This window comes from Flavobacterium lacisediminis (genome assembly GCF_025909975.1).
Classification (GTDB): domain Bacteria; phylum Bacteroidota; class Bacteroidia; order Flavobacteriales; family Flavobacteriaceae; genus Flavobacterium; species Flavobacterium lacisediminis.
In genome coordinates this window covers 59,378-78,930 of the sequence record NZ_JAPCIO010000007.1, presented here as the reverse complement: position 1 = coordinate 78,930, position 19,553 = coordinate 59,378, and the positions used below count along the sequence as shown (strand labels likewise).

Here is a 19,553-nt window from a genome sequence, read left to right as displayed (position 1 = left end):
TTTTACTGCGCAAAATAATTGCGTAGAACTGTAAAACCTTTGCTTCATCAAACAAAGGGTAGTTAGCCTGATGTATGGTTGGACATGCATCAGGCTCTCGAAAGCAAAAAAATCAAATAAAAAATATAAATTTAACGTCATGGAAACTAAAATTAACGGAACCGATTTATTAGCCTTAGGATATCCTGAAGGAAGTTTAATTGGAATTGCTTTAAAAGCTAATGCCAAAAGAACAGGATTGACTAAAGAGGAAATGTTGTCTAATTATGCCTTGGTATTAGAAAATCCAGAAGCATTTTTAGAACATAAAATCTTTGGAAAGTTAGCACAAGCTATTATTGAAAAAGCCAATGAAAAACCAGAAGATTTTATCGCTCTAAATCCAAATCCAGCTGATTTTGCTTTGTATGGTGCCGATAAAATTGAAGAAGGTGCGATTAAACAAATGCAAGTTGCTATGCAGTTACCTGTTACTGTGGCTGGCGCTTTAATGCCTGATGCGCATCAAGGTTATGGATTGCCAATTGGTGGGGTTTTAGCTACCAATAATGCGGTGATTCCGTTTGGTGTGGGTGTGGATATTGGTTGTAGAATGGCTTTGTCGATTTATGATATTCCGGAGTTGTTTTATTATGAAAATGAAGCAAAATTCAAAAGAGAATTGGTTGCCCATTCTAAATTTGGAGCGGGACACGGTTTTCAGGGACAATACAAATCGAATCATGAAGTTTTGGATAGAAACGAGTTTACTGAACACACTTTTATTAAAAACTTAAAAGATAAAGCTTGGTCGCAATTAGGTTCTTCTGGTGGTGGAAATCACTTTGTGGAATTTGGTATTATAGAATTTGCAACCGATGATGCTGCATTAAATATTCCAAAAGGAAAATATGTGGCTTTGTTGACACATTCAGGTTCGAGAGGTTTTGGAGCTACCATTGCTGGACACTATACTAAAATTGCTAAAGAAACTTGTAAACTTCCAGAAGTAGCCAGAAACTTAGCCTATTTGGATTTAGGTTCTGATTTGGGACAAGAATATTGGATTGCGATGAATTTGGCAGGAGATTACGCTTCGGCTTGTCATGAAATTATTCATACCAAAATGGAAAAAGCGTTGGGAGCAACTGTTTTAGCCAAAGTAGAGAACCATCATAATTTTGCTTGGAAAGAAACCTACAATGGAGAAGAAGTAATTGTGCATAGAAAAGGAGCTACTCCAGCCGTAAAAGGTGTGATGGGAATTATCCCAGGAAGTATGACGGCACCTGGATTTTTAGTGCGAGGAAAAGGCGAAGAAAACGCTATCAACTCCGCTTCTCATGGTGCTGGAAGACAAATGAGTAGAACCCAAGCCATTAAAACTATTACTAAAAACGAAATGCAAGCCATTTTAAAAGATCATGGTGTAACGCTTATTGGTGCAGGAAAAGACGAAGCTCCAATGGCTTATAAAGATATTCATCAAGTTATGGCTGCCCAAGAAGATTTGGTAGATGTAGTTGCCAAGTTTACGCCAAAAATGGTACGAATGGCGGATGATGGGAGTAGAGAGGATTAATTCTATTAAGTGTTAATAACTTAGCCACAAATTGTAAGTAAAATTATCGATTTGTGGTTTTGTTTTTATTAAATTTGAAATAACAGTTATGAAAAAAAATATACTAAACAAACTCAAACAAATCGAACTCGAAAAAGGAGTTGAGATCTTGTATGCAGTAGAATCAGGGAGTAGAGCATGGGGATTTGCGTCACCGGATAGCGATTATGACATCCGTTTTATCTACAAGCACGACTTGAATTATTATTTGTCATTGTGGGAACAAACCGATGTAATTGAGTTCATGACTGAAGACGATTTAGACGGCAGCGGTTGGGATTTACGGAAAACCGTAAAATTATTAGCCAAAAGTAATGCACCTTTGTTAGAGTGGATTTATTCGCCCGTGGTGTATTATGAAAATGAGGCGTTTATGTACCAAATGCGAGCATTAGCAAAAGACTGTTTTTCGCCAGTGGCTTGTTTACATCATTATTTGGGCACGACTAAGAATTTCATGGATGTTTGCAAGCAAGAAGAAGTAAAACTGAAAAGCTATTTTTATGCTTTACGCACGGCATTAGCTGGAAAATGGATTATTGAACACAACACCTTTCCACCAGTAGCTTTTATAGAATTATTGCCTATTGCACCATTAAACATACAAGAAAAAATAAAGGAATTAATGCAAATAAAAGCCAACCAAGACGAAAGCTACTTGCACCCAAAAGAAGTATTGATTACTGATTTTTTAAAGGAAACGGTACAATTTAATATGGAAAATGCGGTTGGGTTAAGAGGTGGGAAGAAGATGAGTGAGGAGTTGGATGGGGTTTTTAAAGGAGTAATATTATGAATGGATATAAAATAACTGAAAATATCAAAATCGAAAATCACATAACTTTTTTGAGAATAACTCCAACAAATATTGAATTGACATTAAGAAATGTTTTTGATTCATTATCAAGTTTAAGTTGGTTATCTCAATTCGATGGGACTTATATTAAGGAAAGTTTTAATGAAAGAGCAAAAAATACAATTGAATTTATATCTGAAAATATAATAAAAAATGCTGATGATAGTGTTACTCATAGCTCAGGTGAATATGTTGTTTCTGAATTGGCGAGAAAGTCAATTGTTGATGAATTAAAATATTTAGATATTCCATTAGCTGAACTTATTAAAAAACAAAAAATAGGTAATCCTGGATTTGATTTTTACTCTGAAAATTCATCAAATATTATCCTTTTTGGTGAAGCAAAATATTTGAAAGATAAAAATGCATATGGTAAAGCTTTTGAGCAAATAGTCAAATTTCAAAATAATAAAAGTGACTTAGAAGATTTGATTGATATAGAGAGATTTTGTAGTCAAGAATCATTAAAAAAGTTTAATAATAATGAGAAAGGATACATAGCTTCATTTACATCAAAGAAAATTAAAACTGAAAAATTAATTAAGAACATAAAAAAGAATAAGGAATTTAATCTTTTAAAGAAGCATAATGAACTTATTTGTGTCGCAGTTGATATATGAAGGATGTGATTAAAAATATTATTGAGGGTCGTGATATTGAAAAAATAATTTCTTACGTGATGGATAGGCTTTTCAAGATTGGTCCAATTGAAATTTCTGATATGGAAATCTTGACCTATTTGTTTATTTATCAATCAGAAAAAATAGAGGAGCATAAAAATTCTATCATAAATTTTATGGGAATTTTTTACAAAGACTCACCAAGAGAATCACTAAAAGACGTTGTTTTTGGACAATACAAAAAATTTCTTCAAGAAAAATATGATAACTATTTAGATAACAACGAATTTTTTACTCCAGTTCAAGCAGACATTCTTAAAGGAATTGATAACAATAATTGTTTTAGTTTTTCTGCTCCGACAAGTACAGGAAAATCATTCGTTTTCATGAAAAAAATACTTGATTGCAAAAATGATGTAATTGTAATTGTTCCATCCAGAGCATTAGTTAATGAATACTATATCAAATTGAATAATTTGATTGAAGATAAGGCTATAAATATTCTAACATTTATTGATAAAATTAATACTAAAAGAGTAAAAAGAAATGTATTTGTTGTTACTCCTGAGCGTTGTAGAGAGTTATTCAAATATAAAGAACATGAAGCTTTTAATGTGGATTTATTTCTTTTTGATGAAGCACAACTTAGCAATGAAGAAGATAAAAGAGGTTTGTATTATGATAGTATTGTTAGAAGAGCTTATAAAAAATATCCTAATTCTAAATTTGTATTTGCACATCCTTTTATTTCAAATCCAGAATCTCAAATTGAGAAAAATTTTTTTGACAAGCAAAAATCTCATTCAAAGCCATATATACAAAAGAATGTTGGTCAAATATTTATGTTGAAGGATAATAATAATTATTATCATTTTGGAATTGACAAAGAAATTTTAGGAAATAATAAAGTTAAATGTAATTACGATCCTATTAAACAGATATTAAATAATAGAGGAGGGATGTTGATTTATGTTTCCAAACAGAAAATTTATGATAAAAGAATATTATCAGAATTCAACGAATATATAAGTTTATGCCCTATTATTGAAAATGAAAGAATTGATTATTATGTCGAAGAGTTGAAAAAAATAATTGGAGGAAATGTAGATTCAAGTAAAAACTATTATTCTCAGATGATTGATTTAATTAGAAAAGGGGTTGTAATTCATCATGGTTCAATGCCTTTAGAATCAAGAATATTAGTTGAAGAATTTACCAAAGAAGGCTGGTGTAGAATTTGTTTTGCTACTTCAACTCTTGAACAAGGTATTAATATGCCATTTGATATTGTTTTTATAGATAGGTTAGAAGTAAAAGATGGTTTAGCTCTAAAAAATCTTATTGGTAGAGCTGGTAGATCAACTTTAGAAAATAAATTTGATTTTGGTACAATTGTCATACAATCAAATATGAGTGGTTTTAGAAGAGTAATGTTAAATTCTGAAAAGTTAAAAAATGTTTCTGAATTAGAACTAGACAATATTAAAGATGATGACTATAACGATTTCAAACAATCTATTAAAGAAGGTACATTTAATGATGAATTTAATTTAACTCCAAAAGAATTAGAGAGTATTGAGAGAGAATCTACTCAAATAATAATCTCAAAAATACTAAATACAGTTTTTACAGGCAATGAACTGATATCCTTAAATAGAGTAGATAGTGACATAGAATTTAAATTAGAATTATATAATAATTTTATAAAACTATTTGAAAGCTTTTTAAAAAGAGATCTTAGTGATGCTGAAAAAGATGTTTTAAACACAGCAATAAAAATTATGTTATGGAGAGTTCATGGCAAGACATTTAAGAAAGTTTGTTGGTTTAGATATTCACATGCAATTAAATCAAGTACACCTGATTTAAATAATAAAATGGCAAGCTACATTACTGGTTTTCATGAAATACCTAATAAAAACTTAAAGAGATATCCTTTGTATGATTCAAGGACAACTTTGGCAAAAGATGTTGATTATGATCGAATTGTTTATGATACTTATGACTATATTGATAAGTTAATTGGTTTTACATTGACTGACAAGTTCTATGCAGCATTTACAAAATATTATGAAAGAACAAATGATGTTAGAGCAAATAAATTAGCTAATTATATCAAATTTGGAACAAATGAAAAAAATGAAATTTGGATGTTGAGATATGGTTTATCATTTGAAGATATCGAAAATTTAAAATCACATATAAAATACATAGATTCAGAGGGAATTATATTTAACAATTCAATTAAAGATGTTCCAAACCAATTAAAAAAATCAATTGAAAGATACTTAGATTAAAATGACCATCCAAGACCTCCATACCCAAAACCTAATCCTCTTCGAAGTTATTTCGGGGAGTAAGTCGTTTGGGTTAAATACACCCACTTCAGATACGGATATAAAAGGCGTTTATTATTTGCCTAAAGCACAGTTTTATGGATTGCATTATATTCCGCAAATCAGTAACGAAACCAATGATGAAGTGTATTATGAGTTGGGTCGTTTTGTGGAGTTGTTGTTAAAAAACAATCCCAATATTCTAGAAATTTTAGCTTCGCCAGCAGATTGTATTTTGTACAAACATCCGTTAATGGAACGTTTGCAATTGCATGATTTCTTATCAAAATTGTGCAAAGATAGTTTTGCTGGTTATGCCATGACACAAATTAAAAAAGCCCGTGGTTTAAATAAGAAAATCGTGAATCCATTACCCAAAGAGCGCAAGAGTTTATTAGATTTTTGTGCTATTTTAAATGGTTATGATTCGGTTCTGTTATCTAAATGGTTAATGGAGCAAAACCTTTTTCAGGAACAATGTGGCTTAATTAATGTTCCCAATGCCAAAGGAATTTATGCTGTGTTTTATGACTCTGATACAGCCTTAGGGTATCGTGGCATCATCAAAAATGAGTTGTCTAATGAAGTTTCGGTTTCTTCCATTCCAAAAGGAGCTGAACCTATTGGGTATTTGTCGTGCAATTTAGAAGGCTATTCCAAATATTGTAAAGAATATGCTGAGTATTGGGATTGGATTGAAAAACGCAATGAAGAGCGCTACAATACCAATCAACAACACGGTAAAAATTATGACAGTAAAAACATGATGCATACCATACGATTGCTGCAAACCGCTGAGCAAATTTTATCTACTGGAACATTGAATATTCGCGTTTCCAATCGTGACGAATTGTTAGCCATAAAAGCGGGCGAAATGGAATATGATGCGTTATTACAAAAAGCAGATGATTTGATTGCTTCGATTGAGCATTTATACACGACTTCAACTTTACCTGAAGCTCCAGATAGTGAAAAACTGCTTGGTGTTTTGGTGGGAATGCGTGAGGAATTATACATGGAAAAATAATATTTTTTTAATATGACAATACAAACAGTTGCTAAAAAAAACATATCTTGTTGAACCAATAAAAACTTAGTGTATCGAATATGAACCTCACTATTTCAGTCAAACAATTAGGAAAAAAACATCCGATACTTCAGGATAATGTTATAGTTTTAGCTACTACATCCACAGTAGTCACAGTCACACAATTATTAGAATTGGTTGTTGCGCAACAAGTAGATCAATTTTCAAAATCGTCTTTTGAAGTTGATGATGAAGATAAAACCCATTTACCAAACAATCATTATTTACCTATTCTTTTAGATTCGGGAAAAATGAGTTTTGGTGCTATTTACAATCACAATCTTCCTGATTTAAAAAAGGCACAAGAAACAGCCATTCAAGCATTTGAAGATGGAATGTTTGCCATTTTTTATGGTGATGATGCTTTGGAAACATTAAAACAAACAATAGATTTAGAAGAAAACAAAACACTAACTTTTATTCGATTAACTTTTTTAGCAGGAAGTTATTGGTAAATCGAATGGAACAAAGCTCAAAATATTATGTCATTGGAAAACATTTTAGCCGCAAAAAAAATTAAAAATCCTTTAAAGGAATTTAAGAAGGAATTAAAAGAAATTGTTGAAGGAAATATACTAACGAAGTTATTTTCTAAATCTAAGCTCAAAAAAGAGGTAGCAGAATTAGGTTTGGCGCTATTAAAATTAGATCATAGTTATTCAGGAACTTATGTTTCCTTGGGTTCTGAAAAGTTGAATTTTTTTAGTAAACATTTAAGTCAAAATGTTTGGGACAATAAAAACTATTATGAGCTTTTGGTTTATTTTTATGGTGCTGAGCAAGCTCCATATGTTAAACTCGCTTGGAGTAAATTACCTTATCAAATGTACCAAACAGGTTATGATAGGAGATCCTTTAGAGCGCCAAATAATCATCGTGAGCTTTTAGTAAGTCAGGTAAATTTACTTCGTTCATTAATTGAAGCGCCACATATTTATAATTATGCAGAATCTACTTATTACAATTTAACGCTTTTAGAACAAGTACGTTATGATAATGATGTAACCAATAATACCAACCAATTTAAAATATGGTCTGCTGCTTTGGATGCTGGTAATTCCCAAGTTTACCAATTAATGGAGGACATTATTTTTAATAAAGATGCTGTTGGTAAGGTATCAAGAGGAATTATCAAAGCCTTGTTGAACAGTGACAAAAAAGAATGTTGGGAATTAGTAGAAAAGTTACTTCTTGCTGCTCAACGTCAAGAAGGATTACGCCAAACCATTTTAGAATCTTTAGATGAAACTAGTATTGGTGCTTTAACTCATATGATTGATGTTTTGGTTACTAATAAACTTACTCGATTTTCATCTGTTGTTCGTGCAATTGATACTTGGACAGGTTTAGGTTGGGAATCAGAGAAAGAAACCACAGTACGTAATATTATCCAATTGGCTAATGGTTATTTAACAAATCCAGAAACAATAGCCATTGCTATACAGAGTAAAAATAATACTGAAGTTTATATGGCACTTTGGGCACAAGGTGTTTTAGATATTGAAAAAACAGTTCCGTATTTAAAAGATTTAATGGAAAACGGTTCTATAGAAAAGAAATGTTTGGCGCTAAAGTTTGCTGGTGAAACAAATGATCCTTATATCGAAATGCCATTGTATTATAAAGCTTTAGAAGCTGATAATCTTCAAGTTTTAGCATTTGCTCAACATAGAATGGAAGCCTTATTAGATGCTAATTCAAAATCTAAATTTTTTATTGATAACTTAGATTATCCCAACTTTTTCAATAAAGTATACGAATTAACCCAAAAAATAAATGAAAAAGAAAAAACTTTTGAAGGAAAAGTATTTTCTTGGTTAACAGTTAAGTTTCAAAAAGATGTTTTGAATTCTTGTGCTATCCATTTAATGGGATCTAATAAAACACACTTCAATCTTATTTTGAAAGATTTTGAAAACTTATCTTTACCTATTAGAGAAAAACTAACAAGAGAAGTTTTAGGTGATTTTTATTGTTATTCCTACTACTATATAAGTGAAAATAAAGCACAAAAATTACCAACAACAGAACAACGAGATTTTGCACTTCGCATTTTAAAAGATAGAGGAGAAGCCATTGTAGCTTCTGCACTTTGTACTTTGAAAAAAGTAGCTTTAAGTTCTGTCGAATTAGATTTTTTTCAACAATTATTTAAAAGGAAGAATTCTACTCTAAAGAAGCATCTCATTTCAATTTTATTGCAACAAAAAGAATCTGTAATAGAAGATTTTATTTATAGTTTAATTGAAAATGGAGATTTAGAACAACGTTTATCAGCTTTAGATATCATATTACAGTTTCAAAAAAATAATAAGTTAACTTCAAAAATTAAATCATGGGTTACCTTATATGCAGAACGTCCAAAATTATCTGAGAAAGAAAGTAAGTTTTTAGATCAAATTTCGCCTTCGAGTGCTAAAGAACAACTGTCTGAAGCAAACGGTTATGGTTTTTATGATCCTACTTGTATTTCTCCCTATTCATTACCTAAACTTGAAGCCAATTCCATTTATTTACAACTCACTAAAAACGAATCTTATGGCTTTTCTCAACCACTTTCTAAAATTAAAAAGGAGATTGAACGATTAACTCAGTTATATAAATCAAATGTAAATTATGAGTATGTTACTGAAAATTGGAATGGAAGCAAAGAAACTGTTCTTTTAGGTAACGACTTTTCTCCATTTAATCGTAAAACTGATGCTATGACGGCAGAACAGCGATTTAAAAATTATCCTCTACACGATGTATGGCAGGAATGGATGGAAACTTCTGGATTAACAGGTAGCGATTTATTTCTTTTAACTTTTACTACTGAATGTGATAAAAAGGAATTTAGAGCTGTTCTTAAGCCTTTTGTGTTCTACTATAAAGATTTTATTGTAAACCCTAACAAAGATGGTTATTATTGGAACAATCCTATCGTCAATATATTAGAGTGTTTACGTTTTAAATTTCCATTTGAAGAAGAAAACGCTTTTATTATTGATGCTTGTTCCTATTTGTATTCGAATTTACCTAAATCGATACTAAACTATAAATTTGTTCCTAAAAAAGGAGATTACTATTATAATCGTGAAGGAAATGGTTGGCAATCAGAAGGCGATTTTGATGTGTACTTAAAAGCTATCAATGATTATGATGCACTTACTACAGCCGAGAAAGCAAAAATGTGGCAGTTGTATCGTTGGAGACAATTTTCGGGGTTAAAAGAGAATGAGAAATATAGTATGCCACCTTTGCATTTATATTGCGAAGCCTATGAGCAAAATTTAATCACACAAAGTGAAATTTATGAGGCTATTGTAAACACAGAAAATCTAAGATTAATAACTGACAAGAAAAATAGACGTGTTCATTATACGAATTGTAATACAGAAGATTTGTTAAAAAAATATGAGTTTTTACAACCCATGATAGATCATGTTCGTGATGTATGTTTAGATATTGAATTAAAAAGAGGTGATTCCAGTACTGCAGTAACTCAATTTGTAACAAGTTTTCAAAGAATTTATGGTATTAACCGTTTTGTTGATTTGTTACAAGGATTAGGTAAAAATAATTTACATAAAGGATATATCTATTATTGGAGTAACGAAGATTTATCAAAATACAGATTGTTTAGTTCTTTGATTAAATCCTGTTTTCCTAAAGATACAGAAACTTATGCAGATTTTGAAGTTGCAATAAAAGATAAAAATTTTACAGAAGAGCGTTTAATACAAGCTGCAATCTATGCTCCACAATGGCAGAAATTTATTAGTCAGTATTTAGATTGGAAAGGATTAGATGAAGGAATTTGGTGGCTGCACGCACATACTAAGACTCCAAGTTATAGTGAAGTAAATTCTGAATTAGAGAGTGAAATCGCAAAATACTCAGCTGTTGATATTCAAGATTTTAAAGATGGAGCGGTTGATAAAGATTGGTTTGTATCAGCCTATAAAAAGCTTGGTAAAGCTAAATGGGAACTTTTATATGACGCAGCAAAATATGTTTCGGAAGGAAATGGGCATAGAAGAGCAAGATTATATGCAGATGCTTTAACGGGTGATTTAAAAATTAGAGAAGTTACTGCTAAAGTAAAAGACAAAAGAGATCAGGATTATTTGCGTGTATATGGTTTAGTTCCGTTAAGTAAAACTAGTCCTGATAAAGACGTTTTAAATAGATATGAATATTTGCAACAGTTTAAGAAAGAAAGTAAAGAGTTTGGTTCTATGAAGCAAACAAGTGAAGCTTTAGCTGTTGTAGTTGCTTTGGAAAATTTAGCAAGAAATGCTGGCTATCCTGATCCCGTAAGATTAACATGGGCTATGGAGACCAAGCAAGTTCAGAGTATTTTGTCAAAAGATACACAATTCACCATTGAAGATACAACTATCGGTCTTACCATAGATAAAGAAGGAAAAGCCGATGTAGTGGCTTTGAAAGATGGTAAAGAATTAAAAGCTATTCCGGCAAAATTTAAGAAGAATCCTGATGTTTTAGAATTGAATAAACACAGAAAAGTATTACGCGAACAGTGGACTCGTTCTAAAAAAGGGTTAGAAGAAGCAATGATACGTGGTGATGTATTTTCATACTCTGAAATTATTAATTTATTAGAACATCCTGTAATTGCAAAGCATTTAGAAAAATTGGTTTTTATTTCTAATGAGGAAATGCTTGGATTTTTTATAGATGGAAAATTGACTTCGGCCAGAGGAGAAGTATTTGCAGTTAATGAAGATACAACTTTCCGAATAGCTCATTGTTATGATTTACATAAGAATAATGTATGGCCTGATTTTCAAAGCTATTGTTTTGATAACAAATTAAAACAACCATTCAAACAAATTTTTAGAGAATTATATGTTCCAACACCAGACGAATTGAAGGAGAAATCAATTTCTCGTCGATACGCTGGACATCAAGTACATCCAAAGCAAACTTTAGCATTATTAAAAACTAGAGGTTGGAAAGTTGATTATGAAGAAGGGCTTCAAAAAGTATTTCATAAAGAAGGATATCAGGTCAAATTATATGCTATGGCTGATTGGTTTTCACCGGCAGATGTTGAAAGCCCAACTCTTGAAACAATTGAGTTTCACTCTTTAAAAGATTATAAAAACATTCCTTTTGAAGCTGTTAACCCAAGGCTGTTTTCTGAAGTAATGCGAGACATTGATTTAGTTGTAAGTGTGGCTCATGTTGGTGGAGTAGACCCAGAAGCAAGTCATTCATCAATTGAAATGAGAAGTGTATTATTGCGAGAAACTTTACGATTATTCAAAGTGAAAAATGTTGAAATTATTGAAAATCATGCATTAATAGAAGGTACAATTGCTAAATATAGCGTTCACTTAGGTAGTGCTATTGTGCATCAAATTCCAGGTAAGTATTTATCAATTTTACCAGTTCAATCTCAGCATAGAGGTAGATTATTTTTACCATTTGCAGATGATGATCCTAAATCAGCAGAAGTAATGTCTAAAGTTTTAATGTTAGCAAAAGACAATGAAATTCAAGACCCAACAGTACTGAGTCAAATTGATAGAAAATAAATAAAAATGTAGTTTTTTAAAAAAATCCCTACATTTGCCCTCGAAATGAAAACACAAAAGCAACATAATAGTCTAAATCTATATCGCTCTTCGATAGATTTTCCTATGGAGAATAATGGACGTTGTATGTGTTTTTATGAAGAATAGTTATTGTTTTTAGTAAAATTTCACCAAAATATACGAAACGTCCTTTGCAAAAAGGGCGTTTTTTTTGTTTAAAAAATGATTGAAAGTAGATTTTTAGATGCTGAATCGAGTTCAGCATGACAGAAATAGAAAAAAAAAGTAAAAAAATGTTTCATGATTAAACGAAATAGTAAAAAATAAGGGTAAATGCGTAACCAAATGAGAGACAGTCATTTGTAAAATCTGAAGTATCTGTTGGAAAACGGACAGGATTTGTAATGCCTAAATTTAATCATAACTACCTGAAAGTCAATAAAATAATTTTAAAAAAGATTTGGAAGTTACTTTTTTTTGACTTTATCTTTGCCACAGAAAATTAGAAGTAAGAATTTAGAATTCAAAAATCAGAATTGATTTAAAAAAACAAATAATAATGAGAACACGATATAACATTCAAAAACTAAATATTACAACAATGATAGATTGTTTTAATCCTTCACGTAATGTAGCTCCGAAATTTGATTTCGGATATAAGAATAAACAGGTGCAAACTAGTAGGCATTTGGAATAGTAGTATTCCATTGTTATGATATGAAGCACCTTTTACGAGGTGCTTTTTTTATGTCCAAAAATATTGATTCTGTAGCTCAAGGGTAGAGCAGTGAGCTGTTAACTCAAAGGTTGTAAGTTCGAATCTTACCAGAATCGCCACTGATTTTGTAGCTCAATTGGAAAGAGTATTTGCCTACGAAGCAAAGGGTTGAAGGTTCGAGTCCTTCCAAAATCACACGAGTTCTTTAGAAAGGAACAAGGCTTATTGGGGTTACTGGCTAACCTTCCCGACTGTCTCTCGGGAGAAACGGGTTCGATCCCCGTATAAGCCGCAATTAACTGATCTTTTGATTAGTTACATCTGGGAAGATAACGATTGGTTGTTTACCTGCTTTGGATGCAGGAGGTTACAGGTTCGAGTCCTGTTTCCCAGACAAAATGAAAGTACGCCAAAGTAGGAGAGTTGGGGCGGTCTGTAAAACCGTTGTCTTATGACTGAGTAGGTTCGAATCCTACTACTTCCACAAGTTATTTTTACTACGCAGAATAATTGCGTAGTAGGTTTTGAATCTTTGTTCAGCAATAAAGAAATCGTTCTTTGAATTTGAAAATAATAGATTCTCGTCTTTCTTGTCTTTCTCGACTTCGCTCGAAATGACAGTCGTTAGGAGGATTGAGAAATAAAATATCAAGCAAGTCTTGTTGGGTGTTTCGGTATAGCACTATTGCAGTATTCGTTTCGCAGTTGCGGATGATGTTGTACTGTTCAACTTGGCTTGGAGGTTTTGGTGGTTTTCCAAAAAATCATCTCACTCTATGGGTCACGGGTTCGATTCCCGTACATGCTTCTGGTATGTTAGTTCAGTCTGGTTAGAACAATAGAAATTTGGATGTGTAGGTTCGAATCCTACTTCCGATATATCGGAATAACTCAATTGGTAGAGTACTACACTTTTAATGTAGCCGAGTGGCATCACTCTTAAAAATGATGCACCATAAGAAAATCTTCGGACTTGGTCAGTTTTGGCTCGACTTGTTCGTAAAGAAACACTTAGGAAAAGACCTGAAAAAGGCTTCGTATTCCTAACCGTTCTTTTGCTTTTGTATTTGCTTGTTGTTTGCTACGGCTAACTTCAAAATAGAATAGAAACACATTAGAATGCTTTTGATTACTAACTTTTTTCCGTTTTGGACTTTGGACGAAGAACTGAAGGTTTTCTTTTTAAAAGAATGTTTAATGATAACTATATAAATTATGATCAACAGAATTACAATTCAGGCATACCAAGTAGGTTTGGTATTTGGAAAAGGAAAATTAATTAACGTATTAGAAGCCGGTTCTTATTGGATTTTTGGCAATAAACAAGTTCATATATATGAAATGAAACAATCGTTTGTAGCGCCAATAGAATTGACCATTTTATTGCAAAATGAAAAATTAGCTTCTCTATTAGAAGTAATCGAAATTGCCGATAACGAAATCGCTTTATACTATGTAAATGGCATGTTTAAAGAGGTATTAACTACTGGTAGATATGCGTTTTGGAAAGGTTATTTAGACAATGCCTTTACAAAAATTGATTTGTCTAAAGTAGAAATTACAGAAGTGGTTCCAATGGCTTTGTTAGAAAACATTAAAGTGCGAGCGTACACTAGAAAATATCAAGTATTGAACTTTGAAAAAGGTTTGTTGTTTGTAAATGGTGCTTTTGTAAAAGAATTGGCCGCTGGAAATTACTATTTCTGGAACAACGCCATTCCAATTGAAGTTAAAAACGTAGATATTCGTCAGCAACAAATGGAAATTGCAGGTCAAGAATTATTGACAAAAGATAAAGCAACCTTGCGTATTAACTTCTTTGTTCGTTACCAAGTAATTGACGCGGTTAAAGCTTTGGTAAACAACAAAGAATATGACAAACAGTTGTATGTGTTGATGCAATTGGCTTTACGCGCTTTAGTTGGTAGCTACACATTAGATGAGTTGTTGAACAAAAAAGACACAATTTCAAAAGAAATTTTGGAAAACATGTTGGATAAAATCAATGCCTTAGGTTTAAGTGTTGCCGATGCTGGAATTAGAGATGTTATTTTGCCTGGTGATATGAAAGAAATCATGAATCAGGTATTGGTAGCGGAGAAAAAAGCACAAGCCAACAGTATTATGAGACGGGAAGAAACAGCTACGATGCGTAGCATGTTGAATACCGCTAAATTAATGGAAGAAAACGAAATGTTGTGGAAATTAAAAGAGATGGAATACGTAGAAAAAATCGCAGATCGAATTGGTGAAATCACCATTTCAGGAAGTGGTAACGTAATCAGTCAATTGAAAGACATTTTCGTTAAATAATCAAAACCTCGGAATTTATTTTTCGAGGTTTTTAAAAACTAAGAAAAATGAAAGAAGATAATAATAACGATATGATAATGACTTTGATAAAAGTCGCTATCATGTTTGTAAAATCGCAATGGTGTTGAGCCAATTGGATTGAAAATAACTGAAAAAAAGAAGCTACATCGTCTCGTACCAACTAAATTTGGAATGGATAATTGCTTCTTTTTCTTTTTTTAAATAATCTAAATAGGCTAGGCCGGCTGGGTTGTGGTTTTTACCTTTTACCCAAATCAAACTCCAGTCGGTTTTAATAGGTAATCCTTTTAACGGAATGATTTGTAAGTCCTTGTTTTGTATTTCTTTACGAATCCCAATTAAAGGCATAATTGAATATCCTAGACCTGCTAAAATTGCTTGCTTAACTGCTTCATTTGAGGTTAATTCCATTCGTTTACTAATCTTAAAATCTTGTTGTACAATGAAACGTTCCATGGTTTGACGTGTTCCAGAACCGTTTTCTCTAAACAATAATGGACGATTTTGTAGTATATCTTCAATTTTCTTTTTCTTGGTAAAATCTTCTTCCATATTCCCAACTAAAAACAATTTGTTTTGCATCAAATCTATTTTCTCTACTTTCATTTTATCGGGAAGTATCGAAACCAAAGCAAAATCTACTTCATTGTTTTGCATACTTTTAACTACTTTATTTTTATTGGTCACATCCATTTCTAATTCTACTCCAGGATGCATTTTTAAAAAATCAGCTAAGAAGTAAGGCATTACATATTTACCTGTTGATACAACCGAGATTTTTATTTTCCCAAAAAGCTGTCCTTTATAAGCCAAGGTTTTATAATCGATAGTATTGACTTGCTGCAATATTTGTTCGGCTGCTTCTGCTATTTCTTTACCAAAATCAGTTACGTAAATTTTTCTACCCACAACTTCGGTTAAGGGAATTTCAAATTGATCTTGAAAATTTTTTAATTGAATTGACACCGCTGGTTGGGTCAAATGTAGTTCCTCAGAAGCTTTGGTAACACTTTGGTTTTGTACTACTTTCAAGAAAATTCGTAATTGGTTTAAAGTGTAATTCATAAAAATATTTTATATAATGTATAGCAAAGATAAATAAAAATATATGAATTATAATTCTAAAATTTGCATCTGAAATTAAATCATAAGGTAAAATCCAAACGATGAAAAGAATAGCAATACAAATAGTTTTGATACTCTGTGTAGTAATTGAAGCACTATTAATTTTTAAAATGATGGCATCACCTGAGATTATCTACCAAGAACTTTATGCTGGATTAGCAATTTTAGTAATGCTAACCATAATTCGTTTAATACATAATTTAACAGACATTACCTATGGAAACCCTGAAGAAAATTAATTTGATTAATGGCGAATTTAATTCGTTTGAAGCGCGTGAAATATTGATGGATATGTATAATAAAAATATCAATTTTAATAAGGTTCAAAATTTTAGTTCCCAAATTCGGTTTGGTGAAGATGACGAAAAAGCCCTTCATCGAATTGATCAATTAAAAGAAAGTGTATCTCATATTTCTGAAATTTTAGAGGAAGCAAAAGCTAATAATAGAAAACTAAAAATAAAATCATTCATCGAAATCGAGTATGAAGACTAATTCCGATTTTTTTTCTGGACGTCGTTTGCTTATTGTGACAAAACATGAAAAGGAAGCTGTTATTGCTCCTTTACTTGAAGAAGCTCTTGGAGTAACTTGTTTTGTTTCGAAAGACTTTGATACGGATAGTTTAGGCACCTTTTCGGGAGAAATCGCAAGAAAAGATGATGCTTTAACTACGCTCAGAAAAAAATGTTTGGAAGGTATGCAATCAGAAGGTTTTGATTTGGCAATAGCAACTGAGGGTTCGTTTGGGAATCATCCTACTGTTTTTTTCGCACCTGCAAATGACGAATTAATTATGCTGGTAGACCAAAAACATAATCTCGAAATTGTGGAACGCGTCCTAAGCATGGAAACCAATTTTGATAGTTCAGAAATTCAATCTCGAGATGAATTAAAAGCTTTTTTAGATAAAGTTCAATTCCCTTCTCATGCTGTTATTTTGAAGAATGCTGATGAATATTGGACTACAATTTATAAAGGTATTACCGATTATGATTCAGTTGAAAAGATATTTAATGAAATAGTTGCTTCATGTAATTCGTGTTTCATAGAAACGGATATGCGTGCTATGTTCAATCCAACTCGAATGAAGATTATATATGATGTTTGTTTTAAGTTAATAAACAAGTTGCACTCGGTTTGTCCCGAATGCTTTATTCCCGGCTTTGGCGTGGTTGGTGCCGAAGCCGGTTTGTTATGTAGTAGTTGTTCAATGCCTACACGTTCTACATCAGCACATATTTACCAATGTCAACATTGCAATTACAAATCGAAAGTTTTATATCCGAACGGAAAGAAAACGGAAGACCCAATGTATTGTGATTTTTGTAACCCATAAAAAAATGATTAGTAAAGATATTAGTTTAGCTGTTCAGCATCTCAACCAAAACGGCATCATAGGTTTTCCAACAGAAACCGTTTATGGATTGGCAGGAAACGCATTTGAAACCGAAGCCATTCACAAAATATTTGATGTAAAAAAGCGTCCTACTTTTAATCCTTTAATTGTTCATATTAAAGGAATTGAAGATTTAAAACAAGTCGCTACAGAAATTCCACCAATAGCTTATGAATTAGCTAATGCTTTTTGGCCAGGACCTTTGACTTTAATATTAAAAAAACAACCTTATATCCCAGATCTAGTTACAGCCAATCAAGATACAGTAGCGGTTAGAGTGCCTAATCATCCTGTGGCTTTAGAACTTTTGCATCAATTAGATTTTCCTTTGGTAGCTCCAAGTGCGAATCCTTTTACGAGCATAAGTCCAACAAGCGCTGAACATGTTGAAAATTACTTTGGAAATCAAATCAATATGGTTTTAGAAGGCGGCGAATGTTCGGCAGGAATAGAATCAACTATTATTGGATTTGAAAATAATAGAGTAGTAGTGTATCGCTTGGGAGCATTGGCATTGGAAGAAATTGAAAAAGTATCAGGAAGTGTGACATTATTAAACAAAAAAGATAAAAAACCAATCGCACCCGGAATGTTACTGAAACATTACGCTCCAAAAACCGATTTTATTCTAACTCGAAATGTTCAAGAAGAATTAGATTGGTATTCTGATAAGAAAATTGGATTGCTTCTTTACAATTCTTTCATGCCTGATTTAGAGAGAAAAAATCAAATCGTTTTATCGGAGGAAAGCGATTTAAAAATTGCGGCATCCAAATTATACCATGCGATGCATAAATTGGATAAAATGAATTTGGATTTAATCATTGCAGAACGCTTACCTGAATATGGATTAGGTATTTCAATAAACGACAGATTAGAAAGAGCCTCAAAAAAATAAACACAACAAAATAAAAAATATAAAATGGATTTTAGCTTACTATTTGAAAATTTAACCAATCCGGCCTTACTTTATTTTATCTTAGGAATTATTGCAGTTAGCTTAAAAAGTGACTTAGAAATTCCTAATAATTCGTCTAAATTCATTTCTTTATACTTACTGTTTGCTATTGGATTTAAAGGAGGTCAAGAATTATCACATGAAACGATTAATAGTGAAATTATTTGGTCTATGTTATTTGGAATGTCAATTGCAATTGTGATTCCCTTGTATACCTTCTTCATTCTAAAACGCAAGTTAAATGTGTATGATGCCGGAGCCATTGCTGCTGCTTATGGGTCGATAAGTGCGGTTACTTTTGTAACTGCTGTTTCCTATTTAGAATCCCATCAATTGGAACTTCACGGTTATATGGTAGCTATTATGGCGCTCATGGAATCGCCTGCCATTATTGTAGGTTTGGTATTAATTTCAATTTTTAATAAAGAAAAAGCGCAAAAAATCAATAAAACTGAAATTTTACGCCACTCGTTTACCAATGGAAGCGTGCTGTTGATTTTGGGAAGTTTGATTATTGGTTATCTAACAAGTGCCAAAGAAGCACAAGGAATTCAACCTTTTACCAATGATTTGTTCAAAGGATTTTTAGCTATATTCTTATTGGATATGGGAATCACAAGCGGAAAAAAATTGAAATCTTTCTTTGCTCATGGTTGGTTTCCGTTTGCTTTTGCCTTGCTGATTCCATTAATAAATGGAGGAGTTTTTGCTTGGCTGAGTGGTTTTGTAACGGATGACGTATCGAATCGCTTCATTTTTGCGATATTGGCTGCGAGTGCTTCTTATATAGCAGTTCCTGCAGCTATGAAAATAACAGTTCCGAAAGCTAATCCAGGGTTGTTTTTACCTATGGCATTGGCCATAACATTTCCTGTTAATATTACCATTGGAATGCCGATATACTTTTACATAGCTCAACATTTTTAAATTTTAGATACTTTTCAAGGATTAAAATAGATTTAAAGTTTTTTTAT

At 31.9% G+C, this 19,553-nt stretch carries 14 protein-coding genes and 3 tRNA genes; 16 read left to right on the top strand and 1 reads right to left on the bottom strand.

Annotated elements, in window-relative coordinates; genetic code table 11:
• Positions 1-139: 139 nt before the first annotated feature.
• From OJ995_RS10765 to OJ995_RS10715, 11 genes are all read left to right on the top strand, one after another.
• Positions 140-1,561, top strand: a complete 1,422-nt coding sequence (locus OJ995_RS10765; protein ID WP_264369421.1) for an RtcB family protein — start codon at positions 140-142, stop codon at positions 1,559-1,561.
• A gap of 88 nt (positions 1,562-1,649) precedes the next feature.
• A complete protein-coding gene (locus OJ995_RS10760; protein WP_264369420.1) occupies positions 1,650-2,396 on the top strand; it encodes a nucleotidyltransferase domain-containing protein in 747 nt (248 codons plus the stop codon).
• Positions 2,393-3,076, top strand: coding sequence for a hypothetical protein (locus OJ995_RS10755; protein ID WP_264369419.1), 684 nt, complete (start codon positions 2,393-2,395; stop codon positions 3,074-3,076). Before OJ995_RS10760 ends, OJ995_RS10755 begins: the two co-directional genes overlap by 4 nt.
• A complete protein-coding gene (locus OJ995_RS10750) occupies positions 3,073-5,373 on the top strand; it encodes a DEAD/DEAH box helicase (protein WP_264369418.1) in 2,301 nt (766 codons plus the stop codon). The genes OJ995_RS10755 and OJ995_RS10750 overlap by 4 nt, the downstream gene beginning before the upstream one ends.
• 1 nt (position 5,374) lies before the next feature.
• Entirely contained in the window at positions 5,375-6,439 is a 1,065-nt protein-coding gene (locus tag OJ995_RS10745) for a nucleotidyltransferase domain-containing protein (protein ID WP_264369417.1), read from the top strand.
• Between the two features lie 80 nt (positions 6,440-6,519).
• Positions 6,520-6,954, top strand: coding sequence for a hypothetical protein (locus OJ995_RS10740; protein ID WP_264369416.1), 435 nt, complete (start codon positions 6,520-6,522; stop codon positions 6,952-6,954).
• Between the two features lie 27 nt (positions 6,955-6,981).
• Positions 6,982-12,045 carry a DUF5724 domain-containing protein gene (locus tag OJ995_RS10735; RefSeq protein WP_264369415.1) on the top strand — a complete coding sequence of 1,688 codons (5,064 nt, stop codon included), beginning with the start codon at positions 6,982-6,984 and terminating at the stop codon, positions 12,043-12,045.
• 762 nt (positions 12,046-12,807) lie between these two features.
• A tRNA-Asn gene (locus tag OJ995_RS10730) sits at positions 12,808-12,882 on the top strand.
• Between the two features lie 2 nt (positions 12,883-12,884).
• A tRNA-Arg gene (locus OJ995_RS10725) sits at positions 12,885-12,958 on the top strand.
• 126 nt (positions 12,959-13,084) lie between these two features.
• Positions 13,085-13,157: transfer RNA gene (locus OJ995_RS10720), tRNA-Pro, on the top strand.
• A gap of 821 nt (positions 13,158-13,978) precedes the next feature.
• Positions 13,979-15,076, top strand: a complete 1,098-nt coding sequence (locus OJ995_RS10715; RefSeq protein ID WP_264369414.1) for a slipin family protein — start codon at positions 13,979-13,981, stop codon at positions 15,074-15,076.
• A gap of 162 nt (positions 15,077-15,238) precedes the next feature.
• On the opposite strand, the gene OJ995_RS10710 is transcribed toward OJ995_RS10715, so the two are convergent.
• A complete protein-coding gene (locus OJ995_RS10710; protein WP_264369413.1) occupies positions 15,239-16,162 on the bottom strand; it encodes a LysR family transcriptional regulator in 924 nt (307 codons plus the stop codon).
• 101 nt (positions 16,163-16,263) lie between these two features.
• Here OJ995_RS10710 and OJ995_RS10705 point away from each other — a divergent pair, with 101 nt between their 5' ends.
• From OJ995_RS10705 to OJ995_RS10685, 5 genes are read left to right on the top strand one after another with little or no spacing between them, the layout of a single operon-like run.
• Entirely contained in the window at positions 16,264-16,461 is a 198-nt protein-coding gene (locus tag OJ995_RS10705; protein ID WP_264369412.1) for a hypothetical protein, read from the top strand.
• On the top strand, positions 16,439-16,717 hold the full coding sequence (locus tag OJ995_RS10700; protein WP_264369411.1) for a hypothetical protein: 279 nt from the start codon (positions 16,439-16,441) through the stop codon (positions 16,715-16,717). The genes OJ995_RS10705 and OJ995_RS10700 overlap by 23 nt, the downstream gene beginning before the upstream one ends.
• Complete coding sequence (locus OJ995_RS10695) at positions 16,707-17,561, top strand: DUF6671 family protein (protein ID WP_264369410.1); 855 nt, start codon at positions 16,707-16,709, stop codon at positions 17,559-17,561. The genes OJ995_RS10700 and OJ995_RS10695 overlap by 11 nt, the downstream gene beginning before the upstream one ends.
• A 4-nt stretch (positions 17,562-17,565) precedes the next feature.
• Positions 17,566-18,519: an L-threonylcarbamoyladenylate synthase gene (locus tag OJ995_RS10690; RefSeq protein ID WP_264369409.1), complete on the top strand. Its 954-nt coding sequence runs from the start codon at positions 17,566-17,568 to the stop codon at positions 18,517-18,519.
• A gap of 24 nt (positions 18,520-18,543) precedes the next feature.
• Complete coding sequence (locus OJ995_RS10685; protein WP_264369408.1) at positions 18,544-19,506, top strand: sodium-dependent bicarbonate transport family permease; 963 nt, start codon at positions 18,544-18,546, stop codon at positions 19,504-19,506.
• Positions 19,507-19,553: the final 47 nt, after the last annotated feature.

Bases quoted from the DNA above. Each gene is read 5' to 3' on its own strand.
- OJ995_RS10765 (WP_264369421.1), top strand. From the start codon at position 140: ATGGAAACTAAAATTAACGGAACCGATTTATTAGCCTTAGGATATCCT.
- OJ995_RS10760 (WP_264369420.1), top strand. From the start codon at position 1,650: ATGAAAAAAAATATACTAAACAAACTCAAACAAATCGAACTCGAAAAA.
- OJ995_RS10755 (WP_264369419.1), top strand. From the start codon at position 2,393: ATGAATGGATATAAAATAACTGAAAATATCAAAATCGAAAATCACATA.
- OJ995_RS10750 (WP_264369418.1), top strand. From the start codon at position 3,073: ATGAAGGATGTGATTAAAAATATTATTGAGGGTCGTGATATTGAAAAA.
- OJ995_RS10745 (WP_264369417.1), top strand. From the start codon at position 5,375: ATGACCATCCAAGACCTCCATACCCAAAACCTAATCCTCTTCGAAGTT.
- OJ995_RS10740 (WP_264369416.1), top strand. From the start codon at position 6,520: ATGAACCTCACTATTTCAGTCAAACAATTAGGAAAAAAACATCCGATA.
- OJ995_RS10735 (WP_264369415.1), top strand. From the start codon at position 6,982: ATGTCATTGGAAAACATTTTAGCCGCAAAAAAAATTAAAAATCCTTTA.
- OJ995_RS10715 (WP_264369414.1), top strand. From the start codon at position 13,979: ATGATCAACAGAATTACAATTCAGGCATACCAAGTAGGTTTGGTATTT.
- OJ995_RS10710 (WP_264369413.1), bottom strand. From the start codon at position 16,162: ATGAATTACACTTTAAACCAATTACGAATTTTCTTGAAAGTAGTACAA.
- OJ995_RS10705 (WP_264369412.1), top strand. From the start codon at position 16,264: ATGAAAAGAATAGCAATACAAATAGTTTTGATACTCTGTGTAGTAATT.
- OJ995_RS10700 (WP_264369411.1), top strand. From the start codon at position 16,439: ATGGAAACCCTGAAGAAAATTAATTTGATTAATGGCGAATTTAATTCG.
- OJ995_RS10695 (WP_264369410.1), top strand. From the start codon at position 16,707: ATGAAGACTAATTCCGATTTTTTTTCTGGACGTCGTTTGCTTATTGTG.
- OJ995_RS10690 (WP_264369409.1), top strand. From the start codon at position 17,566: ATGATTAGTAAAGATATTAGTTTAGCTGTTCAGCATCTCAACCAAAAC.
- OJ995_RS10685 (WP_264369408.1), top strand. From the start codon at position 18,544: ATGGATTTTAGCTTACTATTTGAAAATTTAACCAATCCGGCCTTACTT.